This is a genomic window from Rhodopseudomonas sp. P2A-2r, assembly GCF_026015985.1.
Classification (GTDB): domain Bacteria; phylum Pseudomonadota; class Alphaproteobacteria; order Rhizobiales; family Xanthobacteraceae; genus Tardiphaga.
This window is the reverse complement of sequence record NZ_CP110389.1, coordinates 620,308-639,179: the sequence shown is the minus strand read 5'-3', so window position 1 is coordinate 639,179 and position 18,872 is coordinate 620,308. Positions and strand designations below refer to the sequence as shown.

Sequence of the window (18,872 nt, the reverse complement as noted above, 5' to 3'; positions counted from 1 at the left end):
TCCCCTCTCCCCCAAGCAGCGCAGCTGCGCAGGCGGGAGAGGGTGGACGCGCGCCAGCGCGGCCGGGAGAGGGGGCCGCTTCTGCAGAGTGTGCGGCGTCGCCCCCTCTCCCGTCGCGGACTTCGTATAGCCGATGCTTCGCATCGGCGTTATTTCGAAAAACGGCGGCCGAAGGCCGCCTATGCCACCCTCTCCCACCTTCGCGCGGCTGCGCCGCGCGCGGGGAGAGGGGACGATAGAACCGCACCGGCAAACAACTAGATCGGCTGTAGCTTCGCCTTACGCCACCGCGTTGAGGCACCAGGCCAGGATGCCCTTCTGGGCGTGGAGGCGGTTTTCGGCTTCGTCGAACACCACCGACTGCGGGCCGTCGATCACCTCGTCGGTGACCTCGTCGCCGCGATGCGCCGGTAAGCAGTGCATGAAGATGGCATCGGGCTTCGCCAGGCCCATCAGCCGTGCATTGACCTGGTAGGGCTTCAGCAGGTTGTGGCGGGTCTCGCCGTCCTTGTCGCCCATCGAGAACCAGGTGTCGGTGACCACGCAGTCGGCGTCGCGCACCGCGGCGTCGGGATCGGTGCCGAGCACGATCGGCGCGTTGGTCGCCTTGATCCAGTCGCGGAACGGCTTCTTCGGCGCGAGCTCCGGCGGCGTCGCCACGTTGAGCCTGAACTGGAAGCGCTCCGCCGCGTGCGCCCACGACATCAGCACGTTGTTGTCGTCGCCGGTCCAGGCGATGGTGCGGCCCTTGATCGGCCCGCGATGCTCCTCGAAGGTCATGACGTCGGCCATCACCTGGCAGGGGTGCGACTTCCGGGTCAGGCCGTTGATCACCGGCACGGTGGCAAATTCGGCCAACTCAAGCAGCGAGTCATGGCTGAGGATGCGGATCATGATGATGTCGACGAAGCGCGACAGCACGCGCGCGGTGTCGGCGATGGTCTCGCCGCGGCCGAGCTGCATTTCCGCGCCGGTCAGCATCACCACCTCGCCGCCGAGCTGACGCATGCCGACCTCGAACGACACACGGGTGCGGGTCGAGGGCTTCTCGAAGATCATCGCCAGGGTCTTGTTCTCGAGCGGCCGGTCACGCTTGTCGCTGCTCTTCAGCTTCGCCTTGATGGCAACGCTGGCATCGAGAATCTTTCGCAGTTCCGTGGTGGGCACCTCGTTGAGGTCGAGGAAATGCCGCAGCGCTTTGGTCATGACGCGGCTCCCTGCTGCTGCGCGGCAGACGGTGACAGCGCGACACAGGCGGTCTCGAGGCGCTGGATGGCCTCCTCGATTTCAGCCTCGTTGACGATCAGCGGCGGCAGGAAGCGCACCACGTTTTCGCCGGCGCCGACCGTCAGCAGTTTTGCGTCACGCAAAGCTGCCACCAGATCGCCCGACGGCACCACCGCCTTGAGGCCGATGAGCAGGCCTTCGCCGCGCACTTCGGAAATCACCGAGGGGAAGCTATCGACCGCCGACGCCAGCTTCTGCTTGAACAGCAGCGACATCCGGTTGACATGATCGAAGAAGCCCGGCTTCAGCATCACGTCCATCACCGCATTGGCCGCAGCCACCGCCAGCGGATTGCCGCCGAAGGTGGAGCCGTGTGAGCCCGGTGCCATGCCGGCCGCAGCTTCCGCGGTGGCCAGGCAGGCGCCGATCGGAAAGCCGCCGCCGAGCGCCTTGGCCAGCGACATGATGTCCGGCGTGACGCCAAATCGCTGATGGGCGAACAGCGACCCGGTGCGGCCCATGCCGGTCTGCACCTCGTCGAAGATCAGCAGGATGCCGCTCTCGTCGCAAAGCTCGCGCAATGCCCGGACGAACGCATGCGACGGCGCGCGGACGCCACCTTCGCCTTGCAGCGGCTCGATCAGGATGGCGGCGGTGTTGGGACCGACGGCCTTCTTGACGGCCTCGATGTCGCCGAACGGCATCTGGTCGAAACCCTCGAGCGGCTTGCCGTAGCCTTCGAGATATTTTGCAGCGCCGGTGGCGGCGAGGCGTTCCGAGGGTACGGCCGTGGAACGCGCCTTCAAACGTGATGATGCGGGTTCGCTCGGGCTGGCCCTTGGAGAAATGATAGTGGCGCGCCATCTTGATCGCGCATTCCATCGCCTCGGCGCCGGAATTGGCGAAGAACACGTAGTCGGAAAAGCTCTCTTCGCACAGACGCGCGGCGAGACGCTCGCCGTCCGGGCTCTTGAACAGGTTCGACATGTGCCAGAGCTTGGTGGCCTGCTCCTGCAGGGCGGCGACCAGATGCGGATGGCAGTGACCGAGCGAATTCACCGCGACGCCGCTGGTGAAGTCGAGATAGCGCTCGCCGTTGATCGCGGTCAGCCAGACGCCCTCGCCCGAGGTGAAGGCGAGATCCGCCCTGGCAAATACCGGCAGCAAATGAGACGTGCTTGCGCTCTTGGTCATAACCAATCCGATCGGAACTTCGGGTGACTGGGCGAACGCGCCTGTGCGAGATCGGACAACCTACCCCGGAAACGAAACGTGCCGCCTTTCCAGGCGGCACGTGGGCATTATTCTATGGTGACGGCGGTGGCTGTCAACCTCGGCGCACCGCGGAAACCCCGTAGTATTCCGGTGACGGCCCCGACGATCGAGGCAACTATTGGAGTCCGGGTGCGTTTCCCTGATGACAGAATCGCACAAAAAACCGATTTCTCTGTTTTGCAAGCACAAGGATGTGGACGCGCGATGCCTGACTCTTGCGCCAGAGTCACGGCATATTGTAGCTTCTGATCTATCGGGTACGACATATCGTGCGCGATTGTGTTCCACTACGGTCCAGTGTTCGGCGTAAACGTCCGGTCGCAATTTTTGCGCCCGGCGAGCGCTAAGGGATTCGGACTGCAGGGATTTTTGTGACGCTGGAGTCGCTGCGCTGCCTGACATCGGCCGGCGCGACACGAAGGGAAGAGTGCGATGACGGTAATAACCTGGACCGACGATCGCGTCGAGCAACTGAAGAAGCTCTGGGAAGGCGGCCTGTCGGCCAGCCAGATCGCCGCAGAGCTCGGCAATGTGACGCGCAACGCGGTTATCGGCAAAGTCCACCGCCTCGGCCTGTCCGGCCGTGCCAAGAGCCCGACCTCGGCGGCGCCGCGTCCGCGCAAGGCGCGTCCGGCCCAGCACATGATGCGGGTTACGCGTCCGGTGGCCCGCGGCAACACCGCGCTGGCCCACGCCTTCGAAGTCGAAGTCGAGCCGGATCCGGTCACCTATGACAATGTGGTGCCGATGGCGCAGCGGCTGAGCCTGCTGCAGCTCAACGAGGCGACCTGCCACTGGCCGATCGGCGATCCCAGCAATCCGGAATTCTACTTCTGCGGCGGCAAGGCCCTGCAGAGCCTGCCCTATTGCGCGCACCACTCGCGCATCGCCTACCAGCCGGCAAGCGACCGCCGTCGGCAGGCACCGAAGCCGATCAGGTAGTCTGGTTTCCCGGACGCGGTGCGGCATCCTTTATGCCGCTCCGCAGATCCGGGATCCCGATTTCTTCTTTCCAGCAAACAACCGGGACCCCGGATCTGCGGCGCACCACGCCGCTCACGCGGCGCAGTGCACCGCGTCCGGGGAACACCGAAAATCTCCGAAGAAACTACTCCGCCGCCTTGTCGAAGCGGTCATCCAGCGCGTAGCCGGCGCCGCGGACGGTGCGGATCGGGTCCTGCTCGCCGCCGGGATTGAGCAGCTTGCGCAAGCGGCCGATGTGAACGTCCACGGTGCGCTCGTCGATGTAGATATCGCGCCCCCAGACGCTGTCGAGCAACTGCTCGCGGCTGAACACCCGGCCGGGATGCTCCAGAAAGAATTCGAGCAGCCGGTATTCGGTCGGACCGAGATCGATCGGTCGGCCGGAACGCGCGACGCGGCGCTTGTCGCGGTCGAGTTCGATGTCGCCGAACGCCAGCACGGTGGCAAGGCGCTCGGGCGATGCACGGCGCAACAGCCCCTTCACCCGCGCCAGCAGCTCCGGCACCGAGAACGGCTTGACGATGTAGTCGTCGGCGCCGGTGGCGAGACCGCGAACGCGTTCGCTCTCTTCGCCGCGCGCGGTGAGCATGATGATCGGCAACGCCTTGGTCTCGGGCCGCGCCCGCAGCCTTCGGCACAGCTCGATGCCGGACAGGCCGGGCAGCATCCAGTCCAGCACCACCAGGTCGGGCACGCTTTCCTTCAGCCTCGTATCGGCGTCATCGCCGCGCGCCACCGTCTCGACGTCATAGCCTTCGGCGTCGAGGTTGTAACGCAGCAGCGTGGTCAGCGCTTCTTCGTCCTCAACCACCAGAATGCGTGCGTTCATATGCGGTGTACCTTACGTATTGCCGGGAGCAGTGGCGAAGTTGGTCATGTCGCCCTTGGGGCGCTTATCGAGGATCTGCTGGCCCTCGATCATGTAGAACACGGTCTCGGCGATATTGGTGGCGTGATCGCCGATCCGCTCGATGTTTTTGGCGCAGAACATCAGATGGATGCAGAACGAGATGTTGCGCGGGTCTTCCATCATGTAGGTCAGCAGCTCGCGGAACAGCGAGGTGCAGATCGCGTCGATCTCCTCGTCGCCCTTCCACACCGCCATTGCTGCGGGCAGATCGTGCGCGGCATAGGCGTCGAGCACGGCCTTGACCTGCGACTGCACCAGATTGGTCATGTGCTCGAGGCCGCGGATCAGCTTCAGCGGATGGAAATCGCTGTCGAGCGCGTTGACGCGCTTGCCGATGTTCTTGGCGAGGTCGCCGATGCGCTCGACGTCGGTGGCGACGCGCATCGCACCGACGATCTCGCGCAGGTCGACCGCCATCGGCTGGCGCCGGGCAATGGTCAGCACCGCGCGCTCCTCGATGTCGCGCTGCATCTGGTCGATTTCCTGATCGGCGGCGACCACGCGCAAGCCGAGTTCGACGTCGCGCCGGACCAGCGCGTCGACGGAATCGGTGATCTGGCGCTCCGCCAGTCCGCCCATCTCGGCGACGAGCCGGGTCAGTTCCTGCAGGTCGCCGTCGAATGCCTTCGTCGTATGTTCAAAAGCCATAATCAATCCTCTCGCGCGATGCGCGTCAGCCGAAACGGCCAGTGATGTAATCCTGGGTGCGACGATCGGTCGGCGACGTAAAGATCTTGTTCGTGGGACCGAACTCGATCAGCTCGCCGAGATACATGAAGGCCGTGGAGTCGGAGACGCGCGCGGCCTGCTGCATGTTGTGCGTGACGATGGCGATGGTGTACTCGTCCTTCATCTCGTCGATCAGCTCCTCGATCTTCGCCGTCGAGATCGGATCCAGCGCCGAACACGGCTCGTCGAAGAGGATCACTTCCGGCCGCACCGCGATGGTGCGGGCGATGCACAGGCGCTGCTGCTGGCCGCCGGACAGGCTGAGCCCGGAGGCGTTGAGCTTGTCCTTGACCTCGTTCCACAGCGCGCCGCCGCGCAGCGCCTTCTCGACCCGGCCGTCCATCTCCGACTTGGAGATCTTCTCGTACAGGCGCACGCCGAAGGCGATGTTCTCGTAGATGGTCATCGGGAACGGGGTCGGCTTCTGGAACACCATGCCGACCCGGGCGCGCAGCAGATTGAGGTCGAGCTTGGGGTCGAGCACGTTCTGGCTGTCGAGCATGACCTGGCCCTCGGCGCGCTGGCCGGGGTAGAGGTCGTACATGCGGTTGAAGATGCGCAGCAGGGTCGACTTGCCGCAGCCCGACGGGCCGATGAAGGCCGTGACCTTGTTGGCGATCAGGTTGAGGTTGATATGCTTCAGCGCGTGATGCTCGCCGTAATAGAAATTGAGGTCGCGCACGCTGACCTTGGGCCGCTCGTCGCCCTGCACCGCCGAGGGCGGCACTGCAACGCCGGGAACGCTGGTGGAAATCGAAAGCTCACTCATTTGGTTGTCCTCTCGGCGCCGAGAATGCGTGCACCAATGTTCAGGGCAAGTACGGTCAAGGTAATGATCAGGGCGCCGCTCCAGGCGAGCTGCTTCCAGTATTCGTAGGGGCTTTGCACGAAGTTGTTGATGGTCACAGGCAGGTTGGCCATGGTCTTGGTGAGATCCAGGCTGAAGAACTGGTTGCTCAGCGCGGTGAACAGCAGCGGTGCCGTTTCGCCGGCGACGCGGGCCGTCGCCAGCAGTACGCCGGTGATGAGGCCGGCGCGGGCCGCACGATAGGCGATGCGGCGGATCACCAGCGAGCGCGGCAGGCCGAGCGCCGAGGCCGCCTCGCGCAGTGGGTTGGGCACCAGGCCGAGCATGTCCTCGGTGGTGCGCACCACCACGGGGATGACGATCACCGCCAGCGCCAGCGCACCGGCGAAGGCCGAGAAGCCGCCCATCGGCACCACCACCGCGCCATAGACGAACAGGCCGATGATGATCGACGGCGCCGACAGCAGGATGTCGTTGATGAAGCGGATCACGTCGGTGAGCCGGTCGTTCTTGCCGTATTCGGCGAGATAGGTGCCGGCCAGCAGGCCGAGCGGCGCGCCGATGCCGACGCCGATCACCGTCATGATGATCGAGCCGACGATGGCGTTGAGCAGGCCGCCTTCCGTCGAGCCGGGCGGCGGCGTGTTCTGGGTGAAGATCTGCACGCTGATGCCGGCGAGGCCGTTGGTGAACAGCGTGAACAGGATCATCGCCAGCCAGCTGACGCCGAACAGGGCGGCGGCGAAGCACAGCGTACGGATCGTCATGTCGATCCGCCGGCGGTGGGCGTAAATCGGGTTCATGTTAGTTGCCCGCCTTCTTCTCAAGCCGCATCAGCATCAGGCGCGCGCCCGACAGCACGAAGAACGTCAGCACGAACAGCAGCAGGCCAAGCAGGATCAGGCCTGACTGATGCAACCCGTCGCTTTCGGCGAATTCGCTGGCGATCGCCGCCGAAATAGTAGTGCCGGGCCCGAACACCGAACCGGAGATCTTGAACGAGTTGCCGATGATGAAGGTCACCGCCATGGTCTCGCCGAGGGCGCGGCCGAGCGCCAGCATAACGCCGCCGATCACGCCGACACGGGTGTAGGGGATGACGACGTTGCGGACGACTTCCCAGGTGGTGCAGCCGACGCCGTAGGCGGCCTCCTTGAGCACCGGCGGCACGGTCTTGAACACGTCCACCGAAATCGAGGTGATGAACGGAAGCACCATGATGGCGAGGATCAAAGCGGCGTTGAACAGGCTGAGATAGGACGGCGGACCGGCGAAAATGGTGCCGAGGACCGGCACGCCTTCGAACGTGTTGATCATGAAGGGTTGCACGTGGTTGGCCAGGAACGGGCCGAGCACGAAGAAGCCCCACATGCCGTAGATGATCGAGGGAATGCCGGCGAGCAGCTCGACGGCCATGCCGATCGGGCGGCGCAGCCACTGCGGGCACAGCTCGGTGAGGAAGATCGCGATGCCGAGGCCGACCGGGATGGCAATCGCCATGGCAATGACCGAGGTGATCAGCGTGCCGTAGATCGGGCCAAGCGCGCCGAGCACCGGCGGATCGGCGGACGGCGCCCAGCGCGCGGTCCACAGGAAGGCAAAGCCGTATTCCTTCATCGCCGGCCAGGCGCCGGCAATGAGCGACAGGATGATGCCGCCGAGGATCAGCAGCACCGACATCGCGCAGGCCCGCGTCGCCCAGTAGAAGGCGACATCGCCAAACTTGAAGGCGCTCAGGGCCTTGGCGCGGTCGTAAGGTCCAGCAGCTTCCATCGATGAACTCTGAACAGCCATATCTGCCACGCCATTCCCCTGTCTGTTGTTACGCCAGTCTAACTGTCATTCCGGGATGCGACAGCCGGCGAAGCCGGATGGCGCAGGCCCCAGCCACCCCGATTGGAGTGGCGGGGAAGCCCGAAATGTTCTGAGCATCTTGAGGTTCCGGGGTCGCTCGCAGTAATCTGCTCGCGCCCCGGAACGTCGAGTTCAGCTCAGCTCTTGATATCAGCCGACCAGGTCTTCTCGATCAGCTTGACCACGGGCTCGGGCATCGGGATGTAGTCGAGCTCTTCGGCCATCTTGTCGCCCTTCTCGAACGCCCACTTGAAGAACTTGACGGCTTCGGCAGAGGCAGCCTTGTCCGCGGGGGTCTTGTGCATCAGGATGAAGGTCGCGGCAGTGATCGGCCAGGAAGCTTCGCCGGGCTGGTCGGTGAGGATCACGTAGTAGCCGGGAGCCTTGGCCCAGTCGGCGTTCGACGCGGCAGCCTGGAAGGCAGCGATGGTCGGCTGCACGGTCTTGCCGGCCTTGTTGATCAGCGCGGCATAGGTCAGCTTGTTCTGCTTGGCGTAAGCGTATTCGACGTAGCCGATCGCGTTCTTGGTCTGGCTGATGTTGCCGGCAACGCCTTCATTACCCTTGGCGCCAACGCCAACCGGCCATTCGACGGCGGTGCCCGAACCGACCTTGGTCTTCCAGTCGGCGGAGGCCTTGGCGAGGTAATCGGTGAAGTTGAAGGTGGTGCCCGAACCGTCCGAACGACGAACCACGGTGATGGCGGCCGAGGGCAGCTTCAGCTTCGGGTTCAGCTTGACGATCGCAGCGTCGTCCCACTTGTTGACCTTGCCGAGATAGATGTCGGCCAGCAGCTCGCCGGACAGAACCAGCTCGCCCGACTTGATGCCTTCGAGGTTCACGACGGGGACGATCGCGCCCATCACCATCGGCCACTGGACGAGGCCGTCCTTCTCGAGCGCGTCGGCCTTGAGCGGCGCGTCGGTGGCGCCGAAGGTCACGGTCTTGGCCTGGATCTGCTTGATGCCGGCGCCGGAGCCGATCGACTGGTAGTTGAGGCCGTTGCCGGTCTCTTTCTTGTAGGCGTCAGCCCACTTCGAATAGATTGGGAACGGGAAGGTCGCGCCCGCACCGGTGATGTCGGCAGCGAATGCCGACGTCGATGCGGCCACCAGGCCGGCAACGACGATTGCCTTGAGGAATTTCATGATGGTCTCCATCTGCTGAGCTAGGCGCCGGACGCGCCCGATCTTGCTCACGCCGCCCGTTTAGGGCTGGTCGACTGACCTTTTATGATGGTTCAGTGACAGTTGGATGACAGCGCCAACCCTTTGAAATTGCGTCAATTTATGGCGTAGAGGAGTCTTCACCTGGGGAAAAGCGGCCGTAAAAGTGGCGCCATTCTTCGGCACGCTTTCGATCAAAAGCCGGCCGCGATGACGGTTAAGAATATGTTTCACCAGAGATAATCCGAGCCCGGTGCCGCCCTGCGCACGGCTGTCGCCGACGTCGACCCGGTAGAACCGTTCGGTGAGCCGAGGCAGATGTTCCGGCGCGATGCCGGGACCGAAATCACGCACCGCGACCCGCATCTCCGGCGCCCCCTCGGGCGATGTCGACGGCGCCACGGAGACCAGCACCTGGCCGCCGGACGCACCGTATTTCAGCGCATTCTCGATCAGGTTCTCGAACAGCCGCAGCAGCTCCTCGCGGTCGCCGGCGATCATGACGGGGTCGCCCGGCAGATCCATCTCGATGCGGACGCTGCGTTCGGCGGCCAGCGGCTCCAGCCCGTCACCGACCTGGCGGATGATCGGCAGCAGGTCGACCAGCGTATCCGGCCGGACATGGGCCGAGAGTTCGACCCGCGACAGCGACAACAGGTCGTCGATCAGCCGCGCCATTCGCGTGGCCTGGGTGTGCATGATGCCGAGGAAGCGCTCGCGGGCCTTGGCATCGTCTTTCGCCGGCCCCTGCAAGGTGTCGATGAAGCCGGACAGCGCCGCCAGCGGCGTGCGCAGCTCGTGGCTGGCATTGGCAACGAAATCTGCGCGCATTTCCTCGACCCGGCGCAGCGGCGTCTGGTCGTGGAAGGTCATCAGCATGCAGGTGTCGGCGCCGCCGAAGGCGGTCGGCACCGACAGCGGCGTCACGATCAATTCCATCCAGCGATCGACCGGGACGTGATCGAGATAGGTGGCGCGGCGCGGCTCGGTGCTGGCGATGGCCTCGCGCAGTGCGGTGATGATCTCCGGGGAGCGCAGCGCGAACTGCGCCAGTTCGTTCTTGCGCAGCGCCGGGGCAAGCTGGGCGGCGGCCGTATTGAGGTGGATGACGCGGCCGGCCCGGTCGAGCAGCACTGCGGGATCCGGCATGCCGGCGATGATCGCACGGACCGCCGGGGCTTCCACCGGATTGACGCCGAGCACTTCCTCGCGCGACGCGACCGCATCGTGCAGCCGCCACGGCACCAGCGCGGACGCGGCAATGCAGGCGAACACGATGCCGGCGCGGGTCGGCGACAGCTCGCCGAACACCACCAGCGCGACCAGCGCCAGCCCCGCCGAGAGCAGGATGATGGCGGAATGGCGCAGCCGGTCGGGCCATGGCGAGAACATGGTTGGGGAGGAAGCTTCAACAGCCATTTGGCGGAACGTCTCCCTGCTCCGGATTTGACGATCAGGCGCCGGAGCCGCCCTGTTCCTTGAGATGGCGGCGATCGGATTGGGCTTCAACCTCGAGCGCCGCCGCCATCTCGCGAATCTTCTTGGATTGCGCGCCCACGATAATCTCCCGACACGTCAGCAAGATTACAGAGATGAAGAATGGCGCCAGATAATACAGCACGCGAAACAGCAGCATGCCGGCCAGCAGCTCTTCCTTGTCCATCTGCCACAGGCCGACCAGCATGGCGGCGTCGAACACGCCGAGCCCGCCCGGCGAATGGCTGGCGAAGCCGAGCAGCGTCGCCGACACGAAAATGACCGCCACCACGACGAAGCCGAGATTGGGCTCTTCCGGCACCAGCATATACATGGCCAGCGCGCAGAAGCCGAGATCGACGATGCCGATGACGATCTGCAGCAGGGTCAGCGGGCCGCCGGGCAGCTCCACCGACCAGTGACCACGGCCGACGCAGCGCGGTTTGACCCACACCCAGGCAACGTAGCCGGCGAGCCCCGCCAGAATGCCGAACGCCACGATCCGGTTGAGCCATGGCGGCAGATGGTCGATCGCCGATGCCGCTTCCGGATGATAGGCGATGCCCATGCCGAGCACCGCGGCGTTGCCGAGCCAGAAGGTGAGGCCGGCCAGAAAGCAGATCTTGGCGACGTCGATGGCGTTGAGGCCCCATGCCGAATAGATGCGATAGCGCACCGCGCCGCCGGTGAAGACGCTGGCGCCGACATTGTGGCCGATGGAATAGCTGGCGAAGGCCGCCAGCGCATTGACGCGGTAGGGCACGTCGCGGCGCCCGATCGCCCGAACCGCAAACCAGTCGTAGAAGGTCAGGGTGAAATAGCCGGCCGCCACCGACAACGCCGCCAGCCCGATCAGCCGCGGCTCGGTCGCCATCATGGCCTCGTAGACCTTGTGGCCGTCGATGTTGCGCAACTTATGGTAGAGCATGTAACAGGCGAACGCGATGACCGCGACACTGATCAGCACACCGAGTTTGCGCAGGATTTGCTTCTCGCGCAGAAACGAGACCGCCCTGCGTATTGCTTCCAGCATCTCAACCTCGAATGCGATTTGACGACCAGGGGCAGTCAGCAGCCTCGGCGTCACCGCCGTCTCGTGTCTCCAGGGTCATCGCCGGATGACCGCGAAGACAATCTCGTAGCGTGTTTTACGAAAAAGAGGAATTCGGCGGAGGTGAATAAAAGAGTCGCAGCGTCAATATATTAGCTCGCGTCCAACAAACCAGAGGCGCAATTTTCCGGCACCGCTGCGGCAAAATGACAGCATTGCGGTGACCGCGCAGACCACAATGCCGCATTGGCGAGCGCAAAGGCCGCTACACCGCTGCCTGACGCTGGAAAAACAGCAGATCCAGCTCCGGCGCCGCGCCGGTGAGCCCGCTCAGCAGCGCGTGGACCTGGCCGCGATGATGGGTCTGGTGGTTGAACCAGTGCGCCAGCGCGGGAGCCAGCTGCTGTACGAATGCCTCCGGCGAGGACACCCGGCGATAGCTGATGGTTCCGGCGATGCGTTGCGCGTCCAGCCCGTCCACATAGGCTTTGATGCGGACGTCTTCGGCCTGCCGTGCGGCCCGCAGTTCCGCGAAGCTGTCATAGAGGATGGCGTCGAGCCGGTCGGGCACCTCGCCCTCGCCGGTAAACCGCTTCATCCAGATCCGGTCGGTGGCCAGCAGATGGTTGAGCGTGCCATGCACCGACTTGAAGAACGCGCCGCGGTCGGCGCGGTATTGTTCGGCGCTGAGTGCCGCTGCGGCGTCGTAGACCCGCTCATTGGCCCAGGCATTGTAATGGCCGAACATGCGGTAATGGGCGGTCAGCGACATCGCGTCACTCAGCTCCGCCGTCATCACACGACCTTGGCCGGTCGCGACACCACCCAGTCGCGCAGCTTTGAGCCGATGGCACAGCCCACCAGGTAGAAGGCGAACAGCGCCAGGCCGAGATCGAGCCAGTAGCCGAACCGGCCGGGCAGTAGTTTCGCCAGCGACACGCCGATCAGCACCACCGTCAGCGCCGCCAGCTTCTGCGCCAGCGCCCGCGACACCGTCTTGCCGCGCCGAACCACCGCGATCCAGCCCATGCCGAGCCCGAGCAGGAACGCGCCGAGCAGCCAGCCCCACAGAAATGTTGCGAGATAGAGCATCGTTATGGCCTCACCACGAATTCGATCCGCCGATTCTGCGCCTTGCCCTCATCGGTGTCATTGGAGGCGATGGGCAGCGCGCTGCCATAGCCGACCGCGGTGAAGCGATCCGCCGGCAAGCCGGCCTTGACCAGATAATCCGCCACCGCCTGAGCACGCTTTTCCGACAGCTCCTGATTGAACTCCTCGGCGCCGCTGCGGTCGGTGTGCCCGACGATTTCCACATTGGTGGAGGGACAGCGCATCGCCGTCTCGACCAGGCGATCGAGCAGGCCGGCCGAATCCGCGTTAATCGAGGCGCTCGAACTTTCGAAGCGGATCCGCCCCTTTGTCAGGTTCTGCGCGAACAACTGCTGGCAGACGGTGGCATCCACCGGCGCGGCCGCCGGCTTGACCGAGATTTCCGGCTTGCTGGTCCAGCCCAACGGCAACTCGCGGGTCAGGCCGGCGCGGATCTGCCCGGCCGCCGCCTCATAGAGCGCATCGCCCGACAGCTTGATTTCGCGGTCGGACACCACCAGCGTGCCGGTCGACAGCCGCGACAGCGCACCCAGCGCCGACGTCACCGCCGCGGTGAATCCGGACGGCGCGCCGATGCTGGCCTTAAGGTTGTCGACGATTTTTTCGTTGGGAAACTTGCGGCCGGCCGCCGCCGCCAGCGCGGCATGGGCATTGTTGTCCGGCACGTAGCCGCTCAGGGTCAGGGTTACGGCCACCGGGTCCTTGTTGGCCTGGAAGATATAGGGCGGCGCCTTGACCTCGTTGCTGGCTACGACAAAACCCTCGGGCAGGTTCTTCAGCGCCGCAGCGATGGCTTCGCGGCCGCCGAGGTCGCGGGCCATGCCGGACAGGCTGACGCCGGTGTCGGAGAGAACGATCTTGCCCTCCTTCAGCTTGGACATCTGATCGACCAGCAGCAGGGCCGCGGCATCGAAGCGCGCAGGCGCGCCGCGTGCCATGCCCATGCGGTCGGAAACTTCGGTGCCGTTCAGCGCTGCCCGCGCCGCTTCCAGGATGCGCGCCTTGCTGGCCGGCAGCGGCGCCGTGCCCCACAGCGTCACCCGGACATTGTCGCGTTCGGCGACCCAGACGAACGGCTTGGCCTCGGCGACCAGCCGGGTCTCGTCATTGACCAGTCGGACCCCGGGCGCGGCCTCCACCGAGGCGACCGCGCTGCGCCGGCCTTCCTCGGAAAACGCCTGGGCCGCGAAGCTGACGTCACGACCGGCTACCGAAATGCGGGTCTTGTCGAGTACAGTGTTCTTCAGGGCCTGATTGCTACGGGCGGCGAGGTCAGCTTCCAACGGCTGGGTTGAGTTCCAGCCCGCAAGCGCCCAAAGCAGGGCAAGGGGAATGATTCCAGGCCACCATTTGTTGCTCCACCTGTAAAATCCGTGCATTCGACGTCCTGCGGGGTCTGGAAACAAAGTGAAAACAAACCCTTGCGGGACTGTCAAACTGGAAATGGCGCCTTGGCCAATGCCCGGGCGGTATCCAGGGATAACGGTTTCTTCAATCGTTTCTGATTGTGTCGACCTTAGATAGAATCGTTACCAGGTTACCGATGAAGCCTTTTCGCCATCAGATGATCCGCGCCTGCCTGGGAGCGCTTTACTTCAGCGGCGCTCACTATGCGCTGCAGCCGATCTTCGGTGGCGTCGGCGCCATCTTCATGTTGCATCATGTCCGCCCGCTCAGCGGCAATCCGTTCCGGCCCAATCACCATCTCGAAGTCACCCCGGAGTTCTTGCGCGAAACCCTCGCCCACGTTCGCGCCCGCGGCATCGATATCATCACCCTGGACGAGATGCACCAGCGGCTGACGGAGCGGAATTTCGGCCGTCGCTTTGCCTGCTTTACCTGCGACGATGGCTACCGCGACAACCGCGATTTCGCGCTGCCGGTGATGCGCGAGTTCGAGGCACCGCTCACCGTCTATGCAACCAGCGATTTCGCCGCAGGCCGCGGCAGGCTGTGGTGGGTCGCACTGGAAATGGTGCTGGCGAGTGCCGATCGCGTCGAGGTCGAACGCGACGGCGCCATCCAGATCCTCGACACCAGCACGCTGCAGGGCAAGGCCACCGCCTTCTGCGACCTGCAGACGCGCATGCGGACGCTGCCGACCGAGGCCGACGTACGCCGCGAGATGACCGCGCTTTGCGGGCGCCACGGCATCGACGAAGCCGCCATCAGCCGCGATCTCTGCCTGTCGTGGGACGAGTTGAGGGCGTTCGCCGCCGATCCGCTGGTGACGATCGGCGCCCACAGCGTCAGCCACTGCAATCTCGCCAAGCAGAGCGAGGCCGGGGCTGCCGAGGAAATGGCATCGAGCCGCGCGCGGATCGAAGCCGAGTTGCAGCGCCCGGTGCGTCACCTCGCTTATCCCTATGGCGACGGCGACGCCGCCGGCCCGCGCGAATATGAGCTGGCCCAGGCCGCCGGCTACACCACCGCGGTGACCACCCGCAAGGGCATGATCTTTCCGGACCATGCCGGCCACCTGATGGCGCTGCCGCGGGTCTCGCTGAACGGCCACTACCAGAACAAGCACGTCCTGCCGCTGCTGACCTCCGGCGCCGCCACCGCCATGTGGAACGGTTTCCGCCGTTTCGCCGCGGCGTAGCCCACTCCGCCCTTCCTTGACTCGCCTGACGGGCAGCAGCAAACCTTCGGCCAACAAACCGGAGGCAACATGTTCAAGGATCTGTTTTCGCTGCAGGGGCGCGTGGCGCTGGTGACCGGCGGCTCGCGCGGCATCGGCCGAATGATCGCGGCCGGCTTTCTCAACCAGGGCGCCGCAAAGGTCTACATCACCGCGCGCAAGGCCGGGCCGTGCGAGGCCACCGCACAGGAGCTGACCGGGCAATATGCCGGCGAATGCATCGCCCTGCCGATCGACATCTCCACCATGGCGGGCATCGAGATGCTCGCGGCAGAGATCAGCAAGCGCGAACCGAAACTCGACATCCTCGTCAACAATGCCGGCGCCGCCTGGGGCGCCGACTTCGACGAATTCCCCGAGAGCGGCTGGGACAAGGTGATGAACCTCAATCTCAAGACGCCGTTCTTCCTGACCAAGGCGCTGGCTGGCCCGCTGCGCGCCGCCGCCTCCGCCGAGCGGCCGGCCAAGGTCATCAACATCGCCTCGATCGACGGCATCTTCGTCAATCCGATGGAGACCTATTCCTACGCCGCCAGCAAATCCGGCCTGATCCACCTGACGCGGCGGATGGCGGTGAAGCTGATCAAGGACCATGTGGTGGTCTCGGCCATCGCCCCGGGTCCGTTTCAGTCCGACATTAACAAGGCGGCGCGCGACAATGCCGATGAAGTGGCGACGCGAGTGCCGGCCGGCCGCATCGGCACCGACGAGGACATGGCGGGCACGGCGATCTACCTCGCCTCGCGCGCCGGCGACTATGTGGTCGGCGCCACCATCGCCGTGGACGGCGGCATCGTCTACGCCAATCCCGGCATCAAGGGCGACGGCTGGGACTGATCCGACAGCCGCAGGCGTTCCTTGATGCAGCACGGTCCGACTTCGCCCAAAAATGAGGCGAATACGGACCGAAGCTGACTGCGCGACATTGCGACATGCGTTCTAATCGCTTGAAATTGAACATATTTAGACGATATCGGGAGACTTCCGTATTGTACACAATGGCATGAGCCTTGCTTCGCTGAGTCCGTGATCTTGATGACCCGAAGGACTCCGCAATGACAGACTCGCTGCTTACGACGACGGTCGCTGCCGAGCCGGGCCCCATCGACGTGAACTGGGGGGCGACAGCACTGCTGATCATCGACATGCAGCGCGACTTCATGGAGCCGGGCGGATTTGGCGAGACGCTCGGCAACGATGTGGCACTGCTGGCACGCGCGGTTTCACCGATCGCCGCAGTGCTGAAGGCGGCGCGCGAGACCGGCATGATGGTCGTGCATACCCGCGAAGGCCACCTGCCCGACCTTTCCGATGCGCCGCCGGCAAAAATCCAGCGCGGCGCGCCGAGCTTGCGGATCGGCGACCCCGGACCGATGGGGCGCATCCTCATTCGCGGCGAGGCCGGCCACGACATCATCCCCGAACTGTACCCGGTCGAGGGCGAGATCGTCATCGACAAGCCCGGCAAGGGCGCGTTCTACGCCACCACGCTCGGCGCCGACCTCAAGGCGCGCGATATCGATACGCTGCTGGTGTGCGGCGTCACCACCGAGGTCTGCGTCAACACCACGGTGCGCGAAGCCAACGACCGCGGCTATCGCTGCATCGTGCTGGCCGACGGCTGCGCGTCGTACTTTCCTGAATTTCACGAGATGGGACTGCAGATGATCAAGGCCCAGGGCGGCATCTTCGGCTGGGTCAGCGACTCCGCGCGCGTCCTTCAAGCGATGACGACCATGCCGGAGCCGTCCGGCAACGCAGCAACGGGAGCATGACGATGAGCGCGATCACCGAAACCATCGCCGAGATCGTCGCCGCGCATCGCGCCGGCACCGTAACGCCCGCGCAGACGGTCGCCCGCACCTTTCAGCGCATCCGCGATCACAACGATCCCGCCATCTTCATCAGCCTGCGCGTTGAGGCCGAAGCGATCGCCGAAGCCGAAGCGCTGTCAGCTAAGGACGCGTCGACGCTCCCGCTGTACGGCGTGCCGGTGGCAGTGAAGGACAATATCGATGTGGCCGGCCTGCCGACCACCGCCGCCTGCCCGGCCTTCGCCTATACGCCGACCCGCGACGCCAGCGCCGTGGCGCGGCTGCGCGCCGCCGGCGCCATCGTCATCGGCAAGACCAATCTCGACCAGTTCGCGACGGGTCTCGTCGGCGTGCGCTCGCCCTACGGCATTCCGAAGAACGCGGTGCGCGACGACCTGGTGCCGGGCGGCTCGAGCTCCGGCTCCGCGGTTGCCGTCTCCGCAGGGCTGGTGCCGTTCTCGCTCGGCACCGATACCGCCGGCTCCGGCCGGGTGCCGGCGATGCTCAACAACATCGTCGGCCTCAAGCCAAGCCTCGGCCTGGTGCCTACCGCCGGCGTGGTGCCGGCATGCCGGACGCTGGACTGCGTGTCGATCTTCGCGCTGACCGTCGATGACGCGATGACGGCGCTCGACATAATGGGCGGCTACGATCCGCAGGACTCGTTTTCACGCCCGCGCGAGGTCGGCGCACTGACAGAATTTCCCAAGGCGCTGCGGCTGGGCGTGCCGCGCAACGGCCAGCTGATCTTCTTCGGCGATACGGTATCCGAGAAAGCCTATGGCGACGCGCTGAAGCGATGGACGTCGCTCGGCGCCACGCTGGTCGAGTTCGACATCGAGCCGTTCTATGAAACCGCGCGGCTGCTTTATGACGGGCCATGGGTGGCCGAACGCCTGCTGGTGATCCGCGACCTGCTGGCCTCGGCGCCCGACGCTATTCATCCGGTGACGCGCGAGATCACCATCGCCGGCGCGCGGCAGAGCGCGACGGACACCTTCGCCGCGTTGTACAAGCTGCAGGACCTCAAGCGCTCCGCCGAGACGGCGTTCGCGGAGATCGACGCGCTGGTGCTGCCGACCGCGCCGACCGCCTACACCACGGCCCAGGTGCTGGCCAATCCGATCGAGCTCAACTCAAGGCTCGGCACCTACACCAACTTCGTCAATCTGCTCGACCTGTGCGGGCTCGCTCTGCCATCGGCGATGCGGGCCGACGGCATTCCGTTCGGCATCACCCTGCTGGCGCCGGCCGGGCACGACGCGGATCTCGCCAGCATCGGCCGGGTGTTTCATGCCGATACCGGACTCACCATGGGCGCCAGCAAGCTGCCGCAGCCGCCGCTGGCGGCACTGCCCGCTGCATTGCGCGGCGACGAGATCGCCATCGCCGTGGTCGGCGCGCACCTATCCGGCATGGCGCTGAATGGTGAACTGACGTCGCGCCGCGGCCGCCTGCTCAAGGCGACCGCCACCGCGCCGGACTACAATTTCTATGCGCTCGACGGCACCACGCCGGCCAAGCCCGGGTTACTGCGGGTCGCGGCCGGCACCGGTTCGGCGATCGCCGTGGAAATCTGGGCGCTGACGGCGGCGGCGTTCGGCGAATTCGTCGCCGCGATTCCATCGCCAATGGCAATCGGCACGCTGCAGCTCGCGGATGGCACCAGCGTGAAGGGATTCCTCGCCGAGCCCGCAGCGCTGCAAGGCGCCCGCGACATCTCCGGCTTCGGCGGCTGGCGGGCTTATGCGGCAGAGGGTGCGGGGAAGTAGGTCTCGTGTCCCGGACGCGGTGCGGCATTCTTATGCCGCTCCGCAGATCCGG

The 18,872-nt window shown here is 65.2% G+C and carries 17 protein-coding genes and 1 pseudogene; 5 read left to right on the top strand and 13 right to left on the bottom strand.

The genetic code is table 11. The annotated features are described in order from the left end of the window. Positions 1–279: 279 nt before the first annotated feature. The gene (argF, locus tag ONR75_RS03025) at positions 280–1,206 is read right to left on the bottom strand and encodes an ornithine carbamoyltransferase (RefSeq protein WP_265081320.1); all 927 of its coding nucleotides are present in this window, start codon (positions 1,204–1,206) and stop codon (positions 280–282) included. After that, a pseudogene (locus ONR75_RS03020) lies at positions 1,203–2,421 on the bottom strand (aspartate aminotransferase family protein). Before ONR75_RS03020 ends, argF begins: the two are co-directional and overlap by 4 nt. Positions 2,422–2,934: 513 nt before the next feature. Here ONR75_RS03020 and ONR75_RS03015 point away from each other — a divergent pair. Continuing rightward, on the top strand, positions 2,935–3,444 hold the full coding sequence (locus ONR75_RS03015; RefSeq protein WP_265081319.1) for a GcrA family cell cycle regulator: 510 nt from the start codon (positions 2,935–2,937) through the stop codon (positions 3,442–3,444). A 166-nt stretch (positions 3,445–3,610) separates the two neighbouring features. Here the strand turns inward: ONR75_RS03015 and phoB are convergent, their stop codons facing one another. The 11 genes from phoB to ONR75_RS02960 form a co-directional block, all read right to left on the bottom strand. After that, positions 3,611–4,315, bottom strand: coding sequence for a phosphate regulon transcriptional regulator PhoB (gene phoB / locus ONR75_RS03010; protein WP_265081318.1), 705 nt, complete (start codon positions 4,313–4,315; stop codon positions 3,611–3,613). Positions 4,316–4,327: 12 nt separating this feature from the next. Then, positions 4,328–5,044, bottom strand: a complete 717-nt coding sequence (gene phoU / locus ONR75_RS03005) for a phosphate signaling complex protein PhoU (protein ID WP_265081317.1) — start codon at positions 5,042–5,044, stop codon at positions 4,328–4,330. Between the two features lie 25 nt (positions 5,045–5,069). Beyond that, positions 5,070–5,894, bottom strand: a complete 825-nt coding sequence (pstB, locus tag ONR75_RS03000; RefSeq protein ID WP_265081316.1) for a phosphate ABC transporter ATP-binding protein PstB — start codon at positions 5,892–5,894, stop codon at positions 5,070–5,072. Beyond that, complete coding sequence (gene pstA / locus ONR75_RS02995) at positions 5,891–6,736, bottom strand: phosphate ABC transporter permease PstA (RefSeq protein ID WP_265081315.1); 846 nt, start codon at positions 6,734–6,736, stop codon at positions 5,891–5,893. Before pstA ends, pstB begins: the two co-directional genes overlap by 4 nt. A 1-nt stretch (position 6,737) precedes the next feature. Next, positions 6,738–7,736, bottom strand: a complete 999-nt coding sequence (gene pstC, locus ONR75_RS02990) for a phosphate ABC transporter permease subunit PstC (RefSeq protein ID WP_265081314.1) — start codon at positions 7,734–7,736, stop codon at positions 6,738–6,740. Between the two features lie 188 nt (positions 7,737–7,924). After that, a complete protein-coding gene (gene pstS / locus ONR75_RS02985; protein WP_265081313.1) occupies positions 7,925–8,935 on the bottom strand; it encodes a phosphate ABC transporter substrate-binding protein PstS in 1,011 nt (336 codons plus the stop codon). Positions 8,936–8,995: 60 nt separating this feature from the next. Continuing rightward, the gene (locus ONR75_RS02980) at positions 8,996–10,372 is read right to left on the bottom strand and encodes an ATP-binding protein (RefSeq protein ID WP_265081312.1); all 1,377 of its coding nucleotides are present in this window, start codon (positions 10,370–10,372) and stop codon (positions 8,996–8,998) included. A 34-nt stretch (positions 10,373–10,406) separates the two neighbouring features. Continuing rightward, positions 10,407–11,462 (bottom strand): lysylphosphatidylglycerol synthase domain-containing protein, encoded by a 1,056-nt coding sequence (locus ONR75_RS02975; protein WP_265081311.1) that lies wholly within the window; start codon positions 11,460–11,462, stop codon positions 10,407–10,409. 283 nt (positions 11,463–11,745) lie between these two features. Next, a complete protein-coding gene (locus ONR75_RS02970) occupies positions 11,746–12,252 on the bottom strand; it encodes a DinB family protein (RefSeq protein ID WP_413776429.1) in 507 nt (168 codons plus the stop codon). A gap of 23 nt (positions 12,253–12,275) precedes the next feature. Further along, positions 12,276–12,572 (bottom strand): hypothetical protein, encoded by a 297-nt coding sequence (locus ONR75_RS02965; RefSeq protein ID WP_265081310.1) that lies wholly within the window; start codon positions 12,570–12,572, stop codon positions 12,276–12,278. 2 nt (positions 12,573–12,574) lie between these two features. Beyond that, complete coding sequence (locus ONR75_RS02960) at positions 12,575–13,972, bottom strand: OmpA family protein (protein ID WP_265081309.1); 1,398 nt, start codon at positions 13,970–13,972, stop codon at positions 12,575–12,577. Positions 13,973–14,136: 164 nt separating this feature from the next. On the opposite strand from ONR75_RS02960, the gene ONR75_RS02955 reads away from it, so the two are divergent. The 4 genes from ONR75_RS02955 (at position 14,137) to atzF (ending at position 18,820) form a co-directional block, all read left to right on the top strand. Next, a complete protein-coding gene (locus tag ONR75_RS02955) occupies positions 14,137–15,195 on the top strand; it encodes a polysaccharide deacetylase family protein (protein WP_265081308.1) in 1,059 nt (352 codons plus the stop codon). 69 nt (positions 15,196–15,264) lie between these two features. Next, positions 15,265–16,071: an SDR family oxidoreductase gene (locus ONR75_RS02950; RefSeq protein WP_265081307.1), complete on the top strand. Its 807-nt coding sequence runs from the start codon at positions 15,265–15,267 to the stop codon at positions 16,069–16,071. 218 nt (positions 16,072–16,289) lie between these two features. Next, positions 16,290–17,009 carry a cysteine hydrolase family protein gene (locus ONR75_RS02945; protein ID WP_265081306.1) on the top strand — a complete coding sequence of 240 codons (720 nt, stop codon included), beginning with the start codon at positions 16,290–16,292 and terminating at the stop codon, positions 17,007–17,009. 2 nt (positions 17,010–17,011) lie between these two features. Further along, positions 17,012–18,820, top strand: a complete 1,809-nt coding sequence (gene atzF / locus ONR75_RS02940; protein ID WP_265081305.1) for an allophanate hydrolase — start codon at positions 17,012–17,014, stop codon at positions 18,818–18,820. Positions 18,821–18,872: the final 52 nt, after the last annotated feature.

Excerpts from the sequence above, each read along its gene's own strand:
- argF (WP_265081320.1), bottom strand. The coding sequence starts at position 1,206 with ATGACCAAAGCGCTGCGGCATTTCCTCGACCTCAACGAGGTGCCCACC.
- ONR75_RS03015 (WP_265081319.1), top strand. The coding sequence starts at position 2,935 with ATGACGGTAATAACCTGGACCGACGATCGCGTCGAGCAACTGAAGAAG.
- phoB (WP_265081318.1), bottom strand. The coding sequence starts at position 4,315 with ATGAACGCACGCATTCTGGTGGTTGAGGACGAAGAAGCGCTGACCACG.
- phoU (WP_265081317.1), bottom strand. The coding sequence starts at position 5,044 with ATGGCTTTTGAACATACGACGAAGGCATTCGACGGCGACCTGCAGGAA.
- pstB (WP_265081316.1), bottom strand. The coding sequence starts at position 5,894 with ATGAGTGAGCTTTCGATTTCCACCAGCGTTCCCGGCGTTGCAGTGCCG.
- pstA (WP_265081315.1), bottom strand. The coding sequence starts at position 6,736 with ATGAACCCGATTTACGCCCACCGCCGGCGGATCGACATGACGATCCGT.
- pstS (WP_265081313.1), bottom strand. The coding sequence starts at position 8,935 with ATGAAATTCCTCAAGGCAATCGTCGTTGCCGGCCTGGTGGCCGCATCG.
- ONR75_RS02980 (WP_265081312.1), bottom strand. The coding sequence starts at position 10,372 with ATGGCTGTTGAAGCTTCCTCCCCAACCATGTTCTCGCCATGGCCCGAC.
- ONR75_RS02975 (WP_265081311.1), bottom strand. The coding sequence starts at position 11,462 with ATGCTGGAAGCAATACGCAGGGCGGTCTCGTTTCTGCGCGAGAAGCAA.
- ONR75_RS02970 (WP_413776429.1), bottom strand. The coding sequence starts at position 12,252 with ATGTCGCTGACCGCCCATTACCGCATGTTCGGCCATTACAATGCCTGG.
- ONR75_RS02965 (WP_265081310.1), bottom strand. The coding sequence starts at position 12,572 with ATGCTCTATCTCGCAACATTTCTGTGGGGCTGGCTGCTCGGCGCGTTC.
- ONR75_RS02960 (WP_265081309.1), bottom strand. The coding sequence starts at position 13,972 with ATGCACGGATTTTACAGGTGGAGCAACAAATGGTGGCCTGGAATCATT.
- ONR75_RS02955 (WP_265081308.1), top strand. The coding sequence starts at position 14,137 with ATGAAGCCTTTTCGCCATCAGATGATCCGCGCCTGCCTGGGAGCGCTT.
- ONR75_RS02950 (WP_265081307.1), top strand. The coding sequence starts at position 15,265 with ATGTTCAAGGATCTGTTTTCGCTGCAGGGGCGCGTGGCGCTGGTGACC.
- ONR75_RS02945 (WP_265081306.1), top strand. The coding sequence starts at position 16,290 with ATGACAGACTCGCTGCTTACGACGACGGTCGCTGCCGAGCCGGGCCCC.
- atzF (WP_265081305.1), top strand. The coding sequence starts at position 17,012 with ATGAGCGCGATCACCGAAACCATCGCCGAGATCGTCGCCGCGCATCGC.